The sequence below is a fragment of the Pseudogulbenkiania sp. FW507-F1 genome (assembly GCF_058781125.1).
Genome location: NZ_JBYSWM010000035.1, coordinates 1 through 15,225 on the forward strand (window position 1 = coordinate 1; position 15,225 = coordinate 15,225).

The 15,225-nt window shown below is 65.9% G+C and carries 18 protein-coding genes and 1 pseudogene; 14 read left to right on the plus strand and 5 right to left on the minus strand.

Going from position 1 to position 15,225, the window contains the following annotated elements:
• A pseudogene (locus tag AC3WG5_RS17005) lies at positions 1-144 on the minus strand (IS110 family transposase); the annotation flags it as partial.
• 87 nt (positions 145-231) lie between these two features.
• Here AC3WG5_RS17005 and AC3WG5_RS17010 point away from each other — a divergent pair.
• The 5 genes from AC3WG5_RS17010 to AC3WG5_RS17030 all read left to right on the plus strand — a co-directional run bounded on the left by AC3WG5_RS17010 (position 232) and on the right by AC3WG5_RS17030 (position 2,551).
• The gene (locus AC3WG5_RS17010) at positions 232-720 is read left to right on the plus strand and encodes a hypothetical protein (protein ID WP_492569764.1); all 489 of its coding nucleotides are present in this window, start codon (positions 232-234) and stop codon (positions 718-720) included.
• Positions 721-821: 101 nt separating this feature from the next.
• Positions 822-1,253 (plus strand): hypothetical protein, encoded by a 432-nt coding sequence (locus tag AC3WG5_RS17015; protein ID WP_492569766.1) that lies wholly within the window; start codon positions 822-824, stop codon positions 1,251-1,253.
• A 19-nt stretch (positions 1,254-1,272) separates the two neighbouring features.
• Positions 1,273-1,482, plus strand: coding sequence for a hypothetical protein (locus tag AC3WG5_RS17020; protein ID WP_492569768.1), 210 nt, complete (start codon positions 1,273-1,275; stop codon positions 1,480-1,482).
• Positions 1,479-1,709, plus strand: a complete 231-nt coding sequence (locus AC3WG5_RS17025; protein WP_492569770.1) for a PH domain-containing protein — start codon at positions 1,479-1,481, stop codon at positions 1,707-1,709. The genes AC3WG5_RS17020 and AC3WG5_RS17025 overlap by 4 nt, the downstream gene beginning before the upstream one ends.
• A gap of 335 nt (positions 1,710-2,044) precedes the next feature.
• Positions 2,045-2,551, plus strand: a complete 507-nt coding sequence (locus AC3WG5_RS17030; protein WP_492569771.1) for a hypothetical protein — start codon at positions 2,045-2,047, stop codon at positions 2,549-2,551.
• A gap of 15 nt (positions 2,552-2,566) precedes the next feature.
• Here the strand turns inward: AC3WG5_RS17030 and AC3WG5_RS17035 are convergent, their stop codons facing one another.
• Together AC3WG5_RS17035 and AC3WG5_RS17040 are read right to left on the minus strand one after the other, a co-directional pair.
• Positions 2,567-3,187 (minus strand): LysE family translocator, encoded by a 621-nt coding sequence (locus AC3WG5_RS17035; protein ID WP_492569773.1) that lies wholly within the window; start codon positions 3,185-3,187, stop codon positions 2,567-2,569.
• A 19-nt stretch (positions 3,188-3,206) separates the two neighbouring features.
• A complete protein-coding gene (locus tag AC3WG5_RS17040; protein WP_492569775.1) occupies positions 3,207-3,902 on the minus strand; it encodes a B3/B4 domain-containing protein in 696 nt (231 codons plus the stop codon).
• 43 nt (positions 3,903-3,945) lie between these two features.
• Between AC3WG5_RS17040 and AC3WG5_RS17045 the strand changes: the two genes are divergently transcribed.
• Positions 3,946-4,563: an XRE family transcriptional regulator gene (locus AC3WG5_RS17045; RefSeq protein WP_492569776.1), complete on the plus strand. Its 618-nt coding sequence runs from the start codon at positions 3,946-3,948 to the stop codon at positions 4,561-4,563.
• A gap of 96 nt (positions 4,564-4,659) precedes the next feature.
• Here AC3WG5_RS17045 and dkgB read toward each other — a convergent pair whose 3' ends face one another.
• Entirely contained in the window at positions 4,660-5,460 is an 801-nt protein-coding gene (dkgB, locus tag AC3WG5_RS17050; RefSeq protein WP_492569777.1) for a 2,5-didehydrogluconate reductase DkgB, read from the minus strand.
• A gap of 58 nt (positions 5,461-5,518) precedes the next feature.
• A complete protein-coding gene (locus AC3WG5_RS17055) occupies positions 5,519-6,706 on the minus strand; it encodes an MFS transporter (protein ID WP_492569778.1) in 1,188 nt (395 codons plus the stop codon).
• Positions 6,707-6,805: 99 nt separating this feature from the next.
• Here AC3WG5_RS17055 and AC3WG5_RS17060 point away from each other — a divergent pair, with 99 nt between their 5' ends.
• The 8 genes from AC3WG5_RS17060 to AC3WG5_RS17095 all read left to right on the plus strand — a co-directional run bounded on the left by AC3WG5_RS17060 (position 6,806) and on the right by AC3WG5_RS17095 (position 15,214).
• Positions 6,806-7,702, plus strand: a complete 897-nt coding sequence (locus AC3WG5_RS17060) for a LysR substrate-binding domain-containing protein (RefSeq protein WP_492569779.1) — start codon at positions 6,806-6,808, stop codon at positions 7,700-7,702.
• Between the two features lie 183 nt (positions 7,703-7,885).
• Positions 7,886-9,115 (plus strand): MFS transporter, encoded by a 1,230-nt coding sequence (locus tag AC3WG5_RS17065; RefSeq protein ID WP_492569780.1) that lies wholly within the window; start codon positions 7,886-7,888, stop codon positions 9,113-9,115.
• A 46-nt stretch (positions 9,116-9,161) separates the two neighbouring features.
• Entirely contained in the window at positions 9,162-9,719 is a 558-nt protein-coding gene (locus AC3WG5_RS17070; RefSeq protein ID WP_492569781.1) for a DedA family protein, read from the plus strand.
• Positions 9,720-9,919: 200 nt separating this feature from the next.
• Positions 9,920-11,122 carry an MFS transporter gene (locus AC3WG5_RS17075; protein WP_236261503.1) on the plus strand — a complete coding sequence of 401 codons (1,203 nt, stop codon included), beginning with the start codon at positions 9,920-9,922 and terminating at the stop codon, positions 11,120-11,122.
• Between the two features lie 68 nt (positions 11,123-11,190).
• Positions 11,191-12,198, plus strand: a complete 1,008-nt coding sequence (locus AC3WG5_RS17080) for a nucleoid-associated protein (protein WP_008952178.1) — start codon at positions 11,191-11,193, stop codon at positions 12,196-12,198.
• A 110-nt stretch (positions 12,199-12,308) separates the two neighbouring features.
• Positions 12,309-13,019 (plus strand): histidine utilization transcriptional repressor HutC, encoded by a 711-nt coding sequence (gene hutC, locus AC3WG5_RS17085; protein WP_008952179.1) that lies wholly within the window; start codon positions 12,309-12,311, stop codon positions 13,017-13,019.
• 137 nt (positions 13,020-13,156) lie between these two features.
• Positions 13,157-13,813, plus strand: coding sequence for a HutD/Ves family protein (locus AC3WG5_RS17090; RefSeq protein WP_492569782.1), 657 nt, complete (start codon positions 13,157-13,159; stop codon positions 13,811-13,813).
• A gap of 9 nt (positions 13,814-13,822) precedes the next feature.
• Positions 13,823-15,214 carry a formimidoylglutamate deiminase gene (locus AC3WG5_RS17095; RefSeq protein ID WP_492569784.1) on the plus strand — a complete coding sequence of 464 codons (1,392 nt, stop codon included), beginning with the start codon at positions 13,823-13,825 and terminating at the stop codon, positions 15,212-15,214.
• Positions 15,215-15,225: the final 11 nt, after the last annotated feature.

Below are 15,225 nucleotides of genomic sequence, written 5' to 3' on the forward strand. Positions count from 1 at the left end.
CAGACAAGGCTCGCGATTGGTAAAGAATCCCAGTAGCTGACTGCGGCGCAACTGACGGCGACAAACCGTCTTTTCCTAAGCATCCACACCATGAACCTGAAATACAGTTTTGGCCAAATCGATGCCGATGCGCATAATCTTCATGGTGGACTCCTCGTTTCTGTTGACTGGTTTGTTGACACTTCCAGTCTGGCACGTTGATGCCGTATCAGGAGGGAGGAGTCCATCCCATTGATTCAGCTTGCATGGCTTGGCCTATTCAGGGAGCGTGACGACGGTCTTGGCAACTTGGTGCGTCAACTCGAGAATCTCACGGAGCTCGCTCGTACCGACGAGAAGTGCCGATCTTTCCTTATGAACCAAGGGCTGACGGATTCTGAGTGTGATCGAATCGTACCTGTGGGGCTGCACAATGTGGGCTTCGTCGACTTCTGGTCCGTCCAGAACGGCGTGCACCTTTACGACATGCACACATTCGCGAATGTGCTGGCGGGGCGCGTTGCCGTCGCGGTCGGGATGGTTAACGGACGAGTGATACATGATGGCGTCGATGCGTCCGAGGGTCTGGCATCAAGTCCACACAGGCCGGACTCCGTGATCGCCGCCTACCTGAGCGATAGCACATTCCAGCATCTTGCAAACTTCGACATGGCGGCCAAGGTTTCAAGACAGGCCTGTTTGAACCCTACCACTATAGTTGCACATGGTTTGGGCCTTTAATGTCGGATGTGTAGCCGCCAGGAAACCGAGACCGGTGGCTTCTTCATGGCAACGACCACCAAGGCTAGAACACGAGATCATTGATCAGAAAAGGTGAACTCATGCCGACCGTTACTGGTCTCCACTCCCGCCGTCCGTATTCCGAGGACCAGATTTTCGACGGGCGCGTATACCCACAGATGAAGGCCGAGCCGTTAATGAACGAGGACGGCGCGCTCGTTGTCCCCGTGCGTAATAAGAACAGGCCCCACTTTCGGCGCCTGGGCGACGCGAGCTTCAGGACCAGGATCGGAGCGACTGAGAGCGACCAGACGCATAAAAAAGTGGTCTCCTGGCTGAGGAGGAAGCTTCAGGAAAACAAGCTGAAGATAATCACCTGGGTCTTCGACGAAGATACTCCACGTGCTACCGGCGAAGGGGCGAACTACGAGGAGCAGGTGATCTTCCTCCTTGAGGAACCAGCGCGCTACCGCTGGTTTACCGAAAGCGAATGCCGCGTGGCATTCGATGGCGGTTGGGGCATTCTTGGTTAGTGCTGATGAAATCGCTGGTATGACTCCTGAGCAGATTCAACAGTATTTGGCTCTGCCAAAGGTCCCAACACAAATTGCAAATGTTACAGTACCTGCCGGTACAAGAATGCAGGTAGGTAGAGTTGCCGCACAACCAGAGTTTGGAGCTGTGAATAGGGGCGGTACTCAATATCAGTTACTGGATCAGATACCTACTGTTAATTTTGGTGTTCCGAGGCTTATAAAATGATCAAATCGATTGATTGGCATGAAGTATTGAAAAAGGTTGTTATTTCTGATCGGGTGATGGCTGTTTTGTTGCACAGGCTGGCCAAAGAAAGTAAATATGTGAAGGTAAATTGTTCTAGGAATGTATTTTTAATTGATAGTTTGGGTGAGATAATTTGGCAGGTTAGTTCTGATTTTGATGTGGATGGGGGGCTTTTACAAACATTTATTATGAGGATGGTGCCCTGAAAGGGTATCGATGGGATGGCGGAGTGTATGAAATTGATTTGGCTACGGGGCGGGCTGTGCCCTTGTCTTTGATGAAATAATTTTGATATTTGGCGGCGGTCGATTTGTTTTACGTATTTGAAGCATTTTTTAAGTTGTGGAAGATATGGATATCTCAACCGGAGATGCGGAGCCTAAAGTTCTTTAAGCCGAAGATGCCAGTCTATGCAGCCATATCAGAACTGCTCGCCGAAGAGTCTGAGAAATGCAAGCAGGCCATCGATGATGCTATTTGCATAGTTGAGCATAGCTACGTGCGAAGATTTCGGAAGAGGGCTGGCGAGCGAACCGTGTAATTGAGCGTTTCCATTGATGAGGCACTTACGAGATTAAAGCGCGATGCACTCTCAGACCTCTCATGCCATTTGGCCGACGTTAAAAACGAATTAGAGCCGTTTGTTCAACAAATAAAGCGGTTCATGTGTGAGCAAAATTACCTCCGTTACTCACGTATTTCCCGTTTCGCTCAGTGTCTTGCTGCCAAATCGGAACAACTGTTGGTCAAGGCCACCTTGCTTACAGGGCACCCTTACGCCATCGAACTATATGAACAGCGCCAAGTTGTCGTCAGGTTTGCGGCGCGTGTCCTAGCCTACTCTAATCCAGAGTATCCTGCCTATGGTCGACGGAATAAAAAGTTCGTCCGCATGGAAAAGGCAAGCGGCAATTCCGCACTCTCGAAGCTCAACCCGGAACAGCAGACCGCGGCCGTAGTATTCGAGGATCGCAACTTGTTGGCCGCCGCAGCCGGGTCCGGCAAGAGCTGGACCTTGATCGGTAAAATCGGCTATTCGATAGGGTGAGAAGGACGATGTGGGCTAACCGTCCCGGTTCGCTACGGCGACCAGAACGCCGAGCGTCAGCATGGTGGCGCCGGACAGGCGGGATAGCAGCCGCGCCTTGGCGGCCTTGGCCGTGCCGGAGGCGAGAATGCGGCTGGCGGCGGCAACGGCGATCAGGTCCACCAGGCTGTTGAGCAGCACGCAGAGGGTCCCGTACAGGATGAACTGAGGGGCCAGCGGCTGCCGGGCGGAGACGAACTGCGGAATGAAGGCCAGGAAGAACAGGGCGGTCTTCACGTTGAACACTTCGACGATGATGCCGTCCCGCAACGCCTTGCCCGCTCCGGCCCGCGGCACGAGCGGCGCTTCCGAGCTTGCTGCTCGGGAGGCCAGCAGGCGGATGCCGAGATACATCAGATAAGCCGCCCCAAGGTATTTCACCACCGCGTAGGCCCATGCCGACTGGGCGATCAGCAACGACAAGCCCAGCGCGCCCGCCAGGACATGCACCATGCCGCCGACGGCGGTGCCCAGCGAAGAAGCGATGCCTTCGGCCCGGCCGCCGGCCGCGGTGCGGGCGACGACATAGGCGATGCCGGGCCCCGGCGTGATGGCGAGCAGGGTGGCGGCGAGCAGGAAGGTGAGGGATGGCAGCATGGTCGGCTTCCTGTGTCGGTTAGCGGGGCTCGACGCCGATCAGCGTCGATTCGATGGCGGCGCCGGGCATCATGAGCTGCAGCCCCTGGGTCAAGCGATCGCCCGCCTCGTGCAGCGCGTCCAGCGGCATCGCCGGCAAGCTCTCCAGGATGAACCACATCTGTTTTGCCTCCGCGCTCAGCCGGGTTCTGACCCCCTGGCGCCAGTTCCAGCGCCGGCATGTTACCCCGACGTCGTCACGCCACACGACTTCCCCCGCCTCGGGGGATTCGTGGGCCGACGCGCCGTCTTTCTGGGTGTCGAAGCGTTCCGTGCCATCCGCGATGACCAGCCGGGGGGCACCGACGTAGGCGGCGAAGTTTTCGCCACCGACCGGGACGGCGTAGTCGATGCTGATGGCGTTGTACAGGTCGACCACCGGGTCGATGTTCGGCAGGCTGCCGTCACGCAGCACCCGCTTGCACAAGGCTTCGGCCGAGCACGGGGTGCGCTGCGGCTTGGCGCCGAACTGCCGGAACACTTCGGCCCAGGCCGATAGATGCGCCTCGGCCCAGGCTGGTCTGGTGGCGGCGAGCGACCGGCAGGCACGGCTCAGGGCCTCGGCCGCCAGCTCTGGATTGACGATGGGAGCCGCTTCGACGCTGATGCTGAGGGCGCGGAACCCGGGGGCCAGGGTGGCGATGGCGGGATCGATTGACGGCGTGACGGGGAACATCGGAGAATCCTTTAGTGACCGATTTATTCCATTTTGCCGACCAATGACCAAAAAAGTCAATATACCGACCGACTCGGGTGCCGATGTCCACTCCGTCAGCCAGGCGGTCGCCGCCAAGCTCAAACAACATCGAAAAAAACAGAAACTGTCGCTGGACGAACTCTCGCGGCGCGCTGGCGTGAGCAAGGGCATGCTGGTGGAGATCGAGAAATGCATCGCCAATCCCAGCATCGCCATCCTCTGCAAGATTGCGGCGGCGCTCGGGGTATCGGTGGCGGATATCGTGGACGTGGCCAGCGCTCCTGCGGCACGGCTGATCGAGGGCCAGGACATCCCGACGCTGTGGACGGGCCCCAAGGGGGGCTCGGCCCGCCTGCTGGCGGGCACCACGGGGCCCAACATGATCGAGCTGTGGCGCTGGGAGCTGCAGCCGGGGGAGCTGTTTGAATCGCCCGGGCATCCGCAGGGAACCTTCGAGCTGTTCCATGTGGAGCAGGGGCAATTGACGATGAGGGTGGATAAAACCGACCTGATCGTCCCGGCGGGGTGCTCGGCGGTGGCGAGGACGGACGTTCCTCATCACTATGCGAACGAGGGCGATACCCCGCTGGTGTTCACGATGACCGTGGCCGAGCTGCACCAGTTGGCGACGACGCTCTGAGTCGGTGCGCCGGGTTTGCCTGGTGCGCCGCTCCCGGGATGGCGAGCTACAGACAGGGCGGACCGGGCGTGATCGCCCGGCCCGGGGGCGTGCCGGCTAGTCCCAGCGCGGGGCGAAGTCCGGATTGGCAAGGCGCTCGCCGCGCTCCAGCGTGGCGATTTCCCGTTGCTCTTCCTCGCTCAGGCTAAGGGCCTGTGCCTGCAGGTTGGCCGCCAGATTGGCGCGCTGGGTCGAGGAGGGGATCACGGAGCAGCCCTGTTGCAGCAGCCAGGCGAGGGCAATCTGTGCCGGCGTGGCGCCGTGCCGGGCGGCGATGCGCTGCAACACCGGTTCCTGCATCACCTTGCCGTAGGCCAGCGGCATGTAGGCGGTGAGGTGCAGGCCGTGTTCGCGGCAGAACGCCGCCACCTGGCGGTTTTGCAGGAAGGGGTGGAGCTCGATTTGCTGGGTGGCGATCTCTTCGGCGCCGACCGCGGCGATGGCCTGCTCGAGGTGGCGGATGGTGAAGTTGGAGACGCCGATCTGCCGCGCCAGCCCCTGCGATTTGGCTTCGGCCAACGTTTCCATGTACTCGGCTACCGGCACGGCGTCTTGTGGCGACGGCCAGTGGATCAGCGCCAGGTCAAGCTGGTCGAGGCGCAGCTTGTCGAGGCTTTGCTTCAGGCTGGGGATCAGTTGGTCGCGGCCGAGGTGCTCGGTCCACACCTTGGTGGTGACGAAGACCTCGTCGCGCGGCACGCCGCTGTGCGCCAGCGCCTGGCCGACCTCGGCCTCGTTGCCGTAGATCTGGGCGGTGTCGATGTGGCGGTAGCCGAGCTCGAGGCCCATCGACACCGAGTCGATGACGTGCTGGCCTTGCAGGCGGAAGGTGCCGAGTCCGAGGGCGGGAAGGGTCATGAACAATCTCCTTAAGTAGTGAACGGTCAAGGGAAGGCTAGGCGTGATGCCGCCGGTATCACGAGGCGGTGACACTGGTGGTCTGGCCGGCGCGGCGGTCCAGGCGGCCGCTCCAGTGGGTGATGGCGAGCGCCAGCAGTACCACCAGCGCGCCGACCCAGGGCGTGGTCATCAGGCCGGCGTGTGCCACGATCAGCCCGCCGCCCCAGGCGCCGCCGGCGATGCCCAGGTTGAAGGCGGCAATGTTGAGACCGGAGGCGACGTCCACCGCGTGCGGGGCGTGGCGTTCGGCCTGTTGTACCACGTAGAGCTGCAGGCCGGGCACGTTGCCGAAGGCCACCGCGCCCCACAGCAGCACTGTGGCCAGCGCCAGCCAGGGATGGGGGGCGGTGAAGGTGAGCAGCAACAGCACGCCGGCGAGCAGCAGGAAGATGCGCTGCAGGGCGTGGATCGGGCCGTGGCGGTCGGCGAGGCGGCCGCCCCAGAGGTTGCCGATGGCGACCGAGACGCCGTAGACCAGCATCACCAGGCTGACCGCGCCGGCGCTGAAGCCGGAGACCTGCTGCAGGATGGGGGCGAGGAAGGTGAAGGCGACGAAGGAGCCGCCGTAGCCGAGCGCGGTCTTGGCGTACACCATCAGCAGGCGCGGCTGGCGCAGCACGCCGAGCTGTTGCAGCAGCGAGGCCGGCGGGCTGTGGCGGATGGTGGCGGGCACGAACAGCAGGCTGCCGACGAAGGCGATCACACCCAGCGCGGAGACCGCGAGGAAGGTTTCGCGCCAGCCGAAGTGCTGGCCGATGAAGGTGCCCAGCGGCACGCCGCTGACCAGCGCCACGGTGAGGCCGGTGAACATGGTGGCGATGGCGCTGGCGGCCTTGTCCTTGGGCACCAGGCCGGTGGCGATGGTGGAGCCGATGGAGAAGAACACGCCGTGCGCGAGCCCGGTGAGCACGCGGGCGACGATCAGCGAGGCATAGCCCGGCGCTTGCCAGGCCAGCAGGTTGCCGACGGTGAACAGCGCCATCAGCGCCAGCAGCAGTTGCTTGCGCGGCAGCCGGCCGGTGAGCGCGGTCAAGAGCGGGGCGCCGACGGCGACGCCGAGCGCGTAGAGGCTGACCAAGAGGCCGGCCGAGGGCAGGCTGACCTTGAGGTCGGCGGCGATGGTCGGGATCAGCCCGACGATGACGAATTCGGTGGTCCCGATGGCGAAGGCGCTGATGGTCAGCGCCAAGAGGGCGATCGGCATGATGAGCACTCCGGTTGGATGAGGAGCGCAGAGTGTCGCGGCTTTACTCTTGCAGAAAAATACGGTCTGATGCAGAAGATATTTGACTGAAAGTCAACGATGAAGACCACGACCGAAGAGCTGCTGGCCTTTGTCCGTGTGGTCGATACCGGTTCGATCACGGCGGCGGCCGAGCAGTTGGGGCAAACCACGTCCGGGGTGAGCCGGGCCTTGAGCCGGCTGGAAGGCAAGCTCGCCACCACCTTGCTCAACCGCACCACGCGCCGGCTGGAGCTGACCGAGGAGGGGCGGCTGTTCCTGTCCCACGCCAGAGGCATCCTCGGCGCCATCGACGAGGCCGAGGAGCAGATGGCGATCCGCCGCGAGCGGCCGTCCGGGCGGCTGCGCGTGAACGCCGCCTCGCCGTTTATGCTGCACGCGGTGGTGCCGCTGGTGGGGGCGTTTCGTGCCCGCTACCCGGAGATCGAGCTGGAACTGAATACCAGCGACGAGATCATCGACCTGCTGGAGCAGCGCACCGACGTGGCGATCCGCATCGGCACGTTGCAGGATTCGTCGCTGCACGCCCGGCCGCTCGGGCAGTTCCGGCTGAGGCTGGTGGCGGCGCCAGCTTATCTGGAACGACACGGCGTGCCGCAGCAGGTCGACGAGCTGGCACGGCATGCGCTGATCGGCTTCAGCGCGCCGTCGTCGCTCAACACCTGGCCGCTGCGGCGGCAGGAGTCGTCGGGCTATGTCATCACCCCGGCGCTTTCTGCATCGAGCGGCGAGACCGTGCGTCAGCTCGCGCTGGCTGGGCAGGGCATCGCCTGCCTGTCGGATTTCATGACCGGTGAGGACCGCCGCCGTGGCGCGCTGGTTCAGGTGCTGGCCGACGCCACGATCGAGACCTGGCAGGCGATTCACGCGGTGTACTACCGCAACACCGGGCTGGCGGCGCGCATTGGCTGTTTTCTGGATTTCCTGGGACAGCAGCTGGCAGGACAGGGACGGTGAGCGCCTGGGTGCCGCCGCGTGGCCAGGCTCTCGCCTTCCGTGTTTGAGTTCGTTTCGCGTCTTGCCTACACTTCGCCTGCAACGGCTGGCTGACGCGAACGCCCCGGGGAGGGCCGCTGCGCCAGGGCCGGCGGGCCTTCCGTGGCCGGACCGGACAGCCACTTCTTTTTCGAGGCGCCTCGCATGTCGACCCAACCCTCGCGCCAGCCCGGCGCGCTGAAAATGCCCGTGGCGACGCCCGCGATACCCCGCACGGTGTGGGCGCTGGGCTTTGTCAGCCTGTTCATGGACGTGTCGTCGGAGCTGACCCACAGCCTGCTGCCGCTGTTCCTGGCCGGGACGCTCGGCGCCAGTGCGCTGACCATCGGGGTGATCGAAGGCATCGCCGAGGCGACCGCCCTGATCGTCAAGATCTTCTCCGGGGCCATCAGCGACTTCATCGGCCGGCGCAAGGGCCTGCTGCTGGCGGGCTACGGGCTGGCGGCGCTGACCAAGCCGCTGTTTCCGCTCGCCACCTCGGCCGAAACGGTGTTTGTCGCGCGCTTTCTCGACCGCATCGGCAAGGGTATCCGGGGGGCGCCGCGCGATGCGCTGGTGGCCGATATCGCGCCGGCCGAGATTCGCGGCGCCTGTTTCGGCCTGCGCCAGTCGATGGACACGGTGGGGGCGTTTCTCGGCCCCTTGCTGGCGATCGCGCTGATGGCGGCTTTCGCCGGCAATATTCCGCTGGTGTTGTGGTTCGCGGTGGCGCCCGCCGCCGTGGCGGTGGCGCTGATCGTGGCCGGGGTGGACGAGCCCGGGCACGGCCCGTCGGCGCATCGTTTCCGCTCGCCGATCCACTGGCGCGTGCTGCGCGAGTTTCCTGCGTCGTACTGGTGGGTGGTGGGGATCGGCGCGGTGTTCACGCTGGCCCGCTTCAGCGAGGCGTTCCTGGTGCTGCGCGCCCTGCAGTTGGGCTTGTCGGCCACCTGGGTGCCGGCGGTGATGGTGGTGATGTCGCTGGTCTACAGCCTGGCGGCCTATCCGGTGGGCCGGCTGTCGGACCGCATGAGCCGCACCGCCTTGCTGGGCGTGGGCCTGCTGTTCTTGGTGCTGGCGGACCTGGTGCTGGCCCGGGCGGGCTCGGTCGCGGGGCTGCTGGCCGGCGTGGCGCTGTGGGGGCTGCACATGGGGTTCAGTCAGGGCATCCTGGCCACGCTGGTGGCCGACACCACGCCGGGCGGGCTGAAGGGCACGGCGTTCGGCGTATTCAACCTGGTGAGCGGCGGCTGTATGCTGTTCGCCAGCGTGATCGCGGGCTGGTTGTGGCAGGTGCACGGCTCGGCCACGACCTTCTACGCCGGGGCGGTGTTCGCGCTGTCGGCCTTGCTGCTACTGGCCGGCCGGCGTGGACGGCGGGTCCGGCCGGGGTGACTTTTCCGGTGCCGGGGCAGGGCGGCGGCCAGGCGGGGGATAGGCGATGACATTGCCCCAGTTGCTCGCGCAGTACGGTTACCTGGCGGTGTTCGTCGGTGCGCTGCTGGAAGGCGAGACCGTGCTGGTACTGGCGGGTTTTGCCGCACACCAGGGTTATCTGTCGTTTTTCTGGGTGGTCGCGCTCGCCTTGTGCGGCGGCACGCTCGGCGACCAGACCTTCTTTTTGCTGGGGCGGCGCTACGGTACGGCGCTGCTGGAGCGTTTCCCGCGCTGGAAGCCGGGGGCGCAGCGGGCGAACCGGTTGCTGCTGCGGTTTCACGCCGCGCTGATCATCGGCGTGCGTTTCCTGTACGGGCTGCGAGTGGTCGGGCCGATGGCGATCGGCATGAGCGGGGTGCCGGTGTGGCGTTTTGCCGTGCTCAACCTGATCGGCGCGGCGCTCTGGGCGCTGCTGGTCGCCGGTGCCGGTTTCCTGTTCGGGCACGCGCTGCAATGGCTGTTTGCCGACATCAAGCGTTACGAGGAGGGGGCGTTGCTGCTGATCGCCGCCCTGGTGGTGGCGTTCGGCCTTTGGCGCCGCCTGCGGCAGCGTTGGCGGTGAATGCGGCGGGGGAACGGAGGTCGTCGCAAGGCAATAAGTCGTCGTTTTGAGACATGTCTTGGGCGAAACAAGGGCCATGATGAGGGCATGCCTACGCCTGTCCGGCCGCCGCTGGCCCGAGGGTGGTCGCGGGCGGGATGGGCGTGCGCGTCTTTGCAATGCGTCCCCGCCCGGGCGGGGGCTTTGAGTTTGTATTCCTGATGACGACTTTTCCTGTGCAGGCGTCGGCCGTGGGTGGCTGGCGCACCGTCTTGCGCTCGGTGGCGGCGTTGCTGCTGGGCTATACCATCCTGATGGCCGGCAACGGCCTGTTCACCACGCTGACCGCCTTGCGCCTGATCGGCAGCGGTCTGTCTACCACGCTGACCGGCCTGATCCAGTCGCTGTATTACGTCGGCTTCTTCGCCGGCACCTTCGCCTGCGGCGGCTTGATTCGCCAGGTGGGTCATCATCGCGCCTTCGCCGTGATGGCGGCGACCATCACCTGCGTGGCGCTGGCGCAGTCGCTCGGGGTCAGCCCCTGGTTGTGGGCCTTGTGCCGCCTGCTGACCGGGATGGCGCTGGTAGGCATCTTCATGGTGATGGAGAGCTGGCTCAACGGCTGCGCCGCCAACCATCTGCGCGGCCAGGTGATGTCGGTGTACATGATCACGGGCTATCTCGGCATCAGCGCCGGGCAGTGGCTGCTGAACGTGCCGTTGTCGGCCAGCGGCAGCCTGTTCAGCGTGGTGGGCATCCTGTTCGCGCTGTCGGCGATTCCGGTGACCCTGACCACGCCGGGGACGCATCTGGGGGTGTCGCCCAATCTGCTCGAAACCATCCTCCGCCTGCTTGCCACGGTGCGTCAGATGGCACGGCTGGCGCCGATCGGGCTCGGCGCGACGCTGGTGGCGGGCTGCCTGAGCGGGGCGTTCTACACCATGATCCCGGTGTTCTTCGCGCGTCACGGTTACGGCGAGGCGGACATCGCCGAGTTCATGGGCTTGTCGATGCTGGCGGCGCTGTCGCTGCAGTGGCCGGTGGGGCGCTTGTCCGACAAGGTGGACCGGCGCACGCTGCTGGCGCGGCTGTGCCTGGCCATCGGCGCCATCGCCCTGGCGATTGCGCTGAGCGGCAAGACAGCGTGGATGCTGTGGCTGATTCTGGCCTACGTCAGCGTCACCTTCACCCTGTACGGCGTCGCCAGTGCCATCGTCAACGACGTGATGCCGCCAGAGTCCCGCATCGATACCAGTTCGGTGCTGCTGCTGGCGTTTGCCGCCGGCGGCATCGCCGGCCCGCTGCTGGTGTCGCTGTTCATGGACGGACTCGGGCCGGCAGGCTATTTCTACTGTTCGGCGGTGCTGAGTTTCGGCCTGCTCGCCGCCATGACGCGGTACCGCCCGTCGCCCCGTGACGCGTGAGCGCGCCGCTTGCCACGGGCGGAGGCGGCGGCAATAATCGCGGCTCGTTGGCGAACAGGGAGACGGGCATGGTGATCGGTGAGGCGAGGGTGGAGCGGCTGGTGGTGCATCGCGTGGGCAATCCGGCGCGCGGCGAGCCGCTGCAGCTGTCGGAGCGCACCACCGCGGCCGACGACGGGGTGTCGGCGCTGATCCTCGACGGCTACCTCAAGGGCATCGTGTCGGACAAGAAGAAGTACCAGTTCGTGCACGAATCCGACCTCAACCTCAACGAGCTCTATCACTACTCGCGCCAGTTCTTCCGCGACGAGCTGGATTTTCTCGAGCTGTCGCGGCGCATCGCGCGCCACCTCTACGCGCGCTCGCAGCATCCCAACATCAGCGCCGGCGACCTCCTGGTGGTGCTGTTTTCCGGGCTTGCCGACGGCGACGAGCCGCAGCGCGCGCTGGGGGTGTTCAAGTCGGAGATCCGCGACGATTTCCTGACCGTGATCGAGTCGGGGGCGGTGTTCGATCTCGGCCACGCCTCCGGCATCAACCCGCGCCTGATCGACAAGGGTGCGCTGCTGTTGGAGCACGGTCCGACGGTGTACGCCGTGGACCGCCTGGGCCAGCAGGCCAAGTTCTGGCTCGACGACTTCCTGCAGGCGCTGCGCGTGCCGGATACCGCCTCGCGCAGCCGCATGGTGGCCGAGGTGCTGGAGCAGATCTCCGGCGAGATCGACGACCCGCTGGCGCAGGCGCGCTTCAAGGACGAATGCTTGGCGCTGTGCCAGGCGGAAGAGGCGGTGTCGGCGGGCCAGGTGAGCGAGGTGGCGGAGCGCTTCGTGCCGCGCCAGCAGGTCGACCAGGCTTTCGACAGCGCGGCCGAGTCGTACGGCTTCGCGCTCGACGACGAGGCGGCGGTGCCGGCGCAGGGCATGGCGCGGCGCCTGGAGCGCACCCTGAGCAAGGTGGGGGTGGGGCACGGCGTGAGCATGCTGCTGCCGTCCTCGCTCGGCCTGCAGAATTTCCACTCGCTGGACGACGGCGAGGGCGGGTTGACGCTGACGATCAAGCTGCGCCGCCGCGACTAGCGGCGCGCCGGGTTGGCCGAAGCCCGGCTGCCGGGGGCGGTTATGTCTAGACAAGTTGGGCGCGTGCTATAGTGTCGGACATCGTTTCCTTACGCCGAGAGCGCGCCTCCATGTCCAGCACCGCTACCAAACCCGTTCCCGCCTACGCGCAAATCAAGGACTACGTCCGCCGCCAGATCGAGAGCGGCGCCTGGCCGATGGATAGCCTGATCCCGTCCGAGCATGAGCTGGTCAAGCAGTTCGGGGTGTCGCGCATGACGGTGCACCGCGCGCTGCGCGAGCTGACCGCCGAGCAAGTGCTCAACCGGGTGCAGGGGGCGGGCACCTTCGTCACCGGGCAGAAGTACCAGTCGACGCTGATCGAGATCAAGAGCATCGCCGAGGAGATCAAGGGCCGCGGCGACCAGCACAGCAGCGAGGTGCTGATCCTGGAGCGCACCAGCGACACCAAGGCGCTGGCGGCGCTGGAACTGCCGGCCGACGCCTACGCCTTCCACTCGCGCATCGTGCATTTCGAGAACGGCGTGCCGATCCAGCTGGAAGACCGTTTCGTCAATCCGCGTCTGTACCCGCACTACCTCGAGCAGGATTTCCACACCATCACCCCCAACGAATACATGACGCGCGAGGCGGCACTGCAGCGCGCCGAGTACGTCATCACCGCGCGTCTGCCGGACGCCGTGGCGCGCCATCGCCTGCAGATGGAGATCGGCGACCCCTGCCTGGTGCTGCACCGCCGCACCTGGGCGCACGATCAGGTGGCGACCGACGTCATGCTGTGGCACCCGGGCTCGCGCTTCCAGTTTAGCGGGCGCTTCTGAGGCGGCTTTTCCCGGTCTGGCTGCCGGCGCACCGGCACGGCGGCAGTGTACTTGTATAGACAATAGAGCTGCGCTACACTGGCTGAACTTGTATAGACATTAGGGCGCCCTAGCGGTCGCCCGACGGGAGAAGCCAGATGAGCAAGCCGCAGCACGACGCCGGCGACACGGCGACGGTGCCGGGTCGCCCCCCTCGCTACACGCTGATCCGCGCTGCGGCGCTGCAGGCGCGGCCGTGGAAGAACGGCGGGGGGGTGACGCGCGAGATCGCCGTGTTCCCCGAGGGGGCCGGCATGGACGATTTCGTCTGGCGCGTGAGCCTGGCCGACGTCGCGGCGGCCGGGCCGTTCTCGCGCTTTCCCGGCGTCGACCGCACCCTGGTGCTGCTCTCCGGCGACGGCATGGTGTTGCAGCAGGACGACGGCACGCGGCACGCGCTATGCCGCCCGCTCGAGCTGGCCGCCTTTGCCGGCGAGACGCCGATCGACGCCACCTTGCCCGGCGGCGCCACGCGCGACTTCAACCTGATGCTGCGCCGCGATGCCGCCCGGGGCCGCGTCGAGGTGTGGCAGGGGGCCGGCCGGCACGTGCTCGACGGCGACCTGGCGCTGCTGTTCTGCGCGCAGGGCCGGGTCGAGGTATCGCTCGACGATGACGCGCCGATTGCGCTGGACGCCGACGACACCCTGCGCCTCGACACCGCCGCCGCGCTCGCCTGCCGCGTGGAAGGCGACGGCGCGCTGCTCGCCGTCAGCATCTGCCTGCTGCCGCTTACCCCTTCAGACCGTTCTTGAGGTTGGCCGATGACACTTTCCACCCACTCCCTGTTTGCCGAACGCGCGCTGCTGCCCGAGGGCTGGCGCCGTAACGTGCTGCTCTCCTGGGACGCGCACGGCCTGCTGACGGCCGTCGAGCCGGACGCGGCCCTGCCCGCCGGGGTCGAGCGCGCCGCCGGGCCGGTGATCGCCGGCATGCCGAACCTGCACTCGCACGCCTTCCAGCGCGCCATGGCGGGCTTGACCGAGTACCTCGGCCACCCGCAGGACAGCTTCTGGAGCTGGCGCAGCCTGATGTACCGCTTTGCCGCGCGGCTGACGCCGGACACGCTAGAGGCGGTGGCGCGCCAGCTCTACGTCGAGATGGCCAAGGCCGGCTATACCTCGGTGTGCGAGTTCCACTACGTGCACCACGACGCCAACGGCAAGCCTTACGCCAACCCGGCCGAGCATGGCGAGCGCCTGATCGCCGCCGCCGCCGACGCCGGCATCGGCCTCACGCTGCTGCCGGTGCTGTACCAGCAAAGCGGCTTTGGCGCCAAGCCGCCGCTGCCGGAGCAGGCACGCTTCATCGCCAGCACCGACTGGATGCTCGATCTGCTGGCTCGCCTGCGCCGCGACCATCCGCAGCACGCCGGCCTGCGCTACGGCGTGGCGCCGCATTCGCTGCGCGCCGTGACGCCGGCCACGCTGGAGGCGCTGCGCAGCGGCCTGCACGGCGCCGACCCGGGCGCGCCGATCCACATCCACATTGCCGAGCAGACCAAGGAGGTCGACGACTGCGTCGCCGAGCTGGGCAAGCGCCCGGTGCGCTGGCTGCTCGACAACCAGCCGCTCGACGAGCGCTGGTGCCTGGTGCATGCCACCCACATGACGCCGGACGAAACCGCCGACCTGGCGGCGAGCGGCGCGGTGGCCGGCATCTGCCCGACCACCGAGGCCAACCTCGGCGACGGCATCTTCGACGGCGTGGCCTACCTCGCCGCTGGCGGCCACTGGGGCATCGGCTCGGACAGCCATGTCAGCGTGTCGCTGGTCGAGGAGCTGCGCCTCTTGGAATACAGCCAGCGCCTGCGCGACCGGCGCCGCAACGCGCTCGCCAGCGCCGACGCCCCGCTGGTGGCGGACCGGCTCTACGCCCAGGCGGTGGCCGGCGGCGCGCTGGCGACCGGCCGGCCGGTGGCCGGTCTGGCGCTAGGGCAGCGTGCCGACCTGCTGGTGCTCGACGCCGAGCACCCCAACCTGGCGCAGCGCGCGGAGTCGCAGCTGCTGGCCGGGCTGGTGTTCTGCCAGCACGGCGAGACGCCGATCCGCGACGTCTACGCCGGCGGGCGGCGCATCGTCACCGAGCGGCGCCACGTTTCCGAGGCGGCCGCGGCGCGGGGCTACAAGGAAGCCCTGGCCGAACTGCTGGGCTGATCCTCAACCAT

Coding starts and splice junctions, on each gene's coding strand:
- AC3WG5_RS17015 (WP_492569766.1), top strand. CDS start 822: ATGCCGACCGTTACTGGTCTCCACTCCCGCCGTCCGTATTCCGAGGAC.
- AC3WG5_RS17020 (WP_492569768.1), top strand. CDS start 1,273: ATGACTCCTGAGCAGATTCAACAGTATTTGGCTCTGCCAAAGGTCCCA.
- AC3WG5_RS17025 (WP_492569770.1), top strand. CDS start 1,479: ATGATCAAATCGATTGATTGGCATGAAGTATTGAAAAAGGTTGTTATT.
- AC3WG5_RS17035 (WP_492569773.1), bottom strand. CDS start 3,187: ATGCTGCCATCCCTCACCTTCCTGCTCGCCGCCACCCTGCTCGCCATC.
- AC3WG5_RS17040 (WP_492569775.1), bottom strand. CDS start 3,902: ATGTTCCCCGTCACGCCGTCAATCGATCCCGCCATCGCCACCCTGGCC.
- AC3WG5_RS17045 (WP_492569776.1), top strand. CDS start 3,946: ATGACCAAAAAAGTCAATATACCGACCGACTCGGGTGCCGATGTCCAC.
- dkgB (WP_492569777.1), bottom strand. CDS start 5,460: ATGACCCTTCCCGCCCTCGGACTCGGCACCTTCCGCCTGCAAGGCCAG.
- AC3WG5_RS17055 (WP_492569778.1), bottom strand. CDS start 6,706: ATGCCGATCGCCCTCTTGGCGCTGACCATCAGCGCCTTCGCCATCGGG.
- AC3WG5_RS17060 (WP_492569779.1), top strand. CDS start 6,806: ATGAAGACCACGACCGAAGAGCTGCTGGCCTTTGTCCGTGTGGTCGAT.
- AC3WG5_RS17065 (WP_492569780.1), top strand. CDS start 7,886: ATGTCGACCCAACCCTCGCGCCAGCCCGGCGCGCTGAAAATGCCCGTG.
- AC3WG5_RS17070 (WP_492569781.1), top strand. CDS start 9,162: ATGACATTGCCCCAGTTGCTCGCGCAGTACGGTTACCTGGCGGTGTTC.
- AC3WG5_RS17075 (WP_236261503.1), top strand. CDS start 9,920: ATGACGACTTTTCCTGTGCAGGCGTCGGCCGTGGGTGGCTGGCGCACC.
- AC3WG5_RS17080 (WP_008952178.1), top strand. CDS start 11,191: ATGGTGATCGGTGAGGCGAGGGTGGAGCGGCTGGTGGTGCATCGCGTG.
- hutC (WP_008952179.1), top strand. CDS start 12,309: ATGTCCAGCACCGCTACCAAACCCGTTCCCGCCTACGCGCAAATCAAG.
- AC3WG5_RS17090 (WP_492569782.1), top strand. CDS start 13,157: ATGAGCAAGCCGCAGCACGACGCCGGCGACACGGCGACGGTGCCGGGT.
- AC3WG5_RS17095 (WP_492569784.1), top strand. CDS start 13,823: ATGACACTTTCCACCCACTCCCTGTTTGCCGAACGCGCGCTGCTGCCC.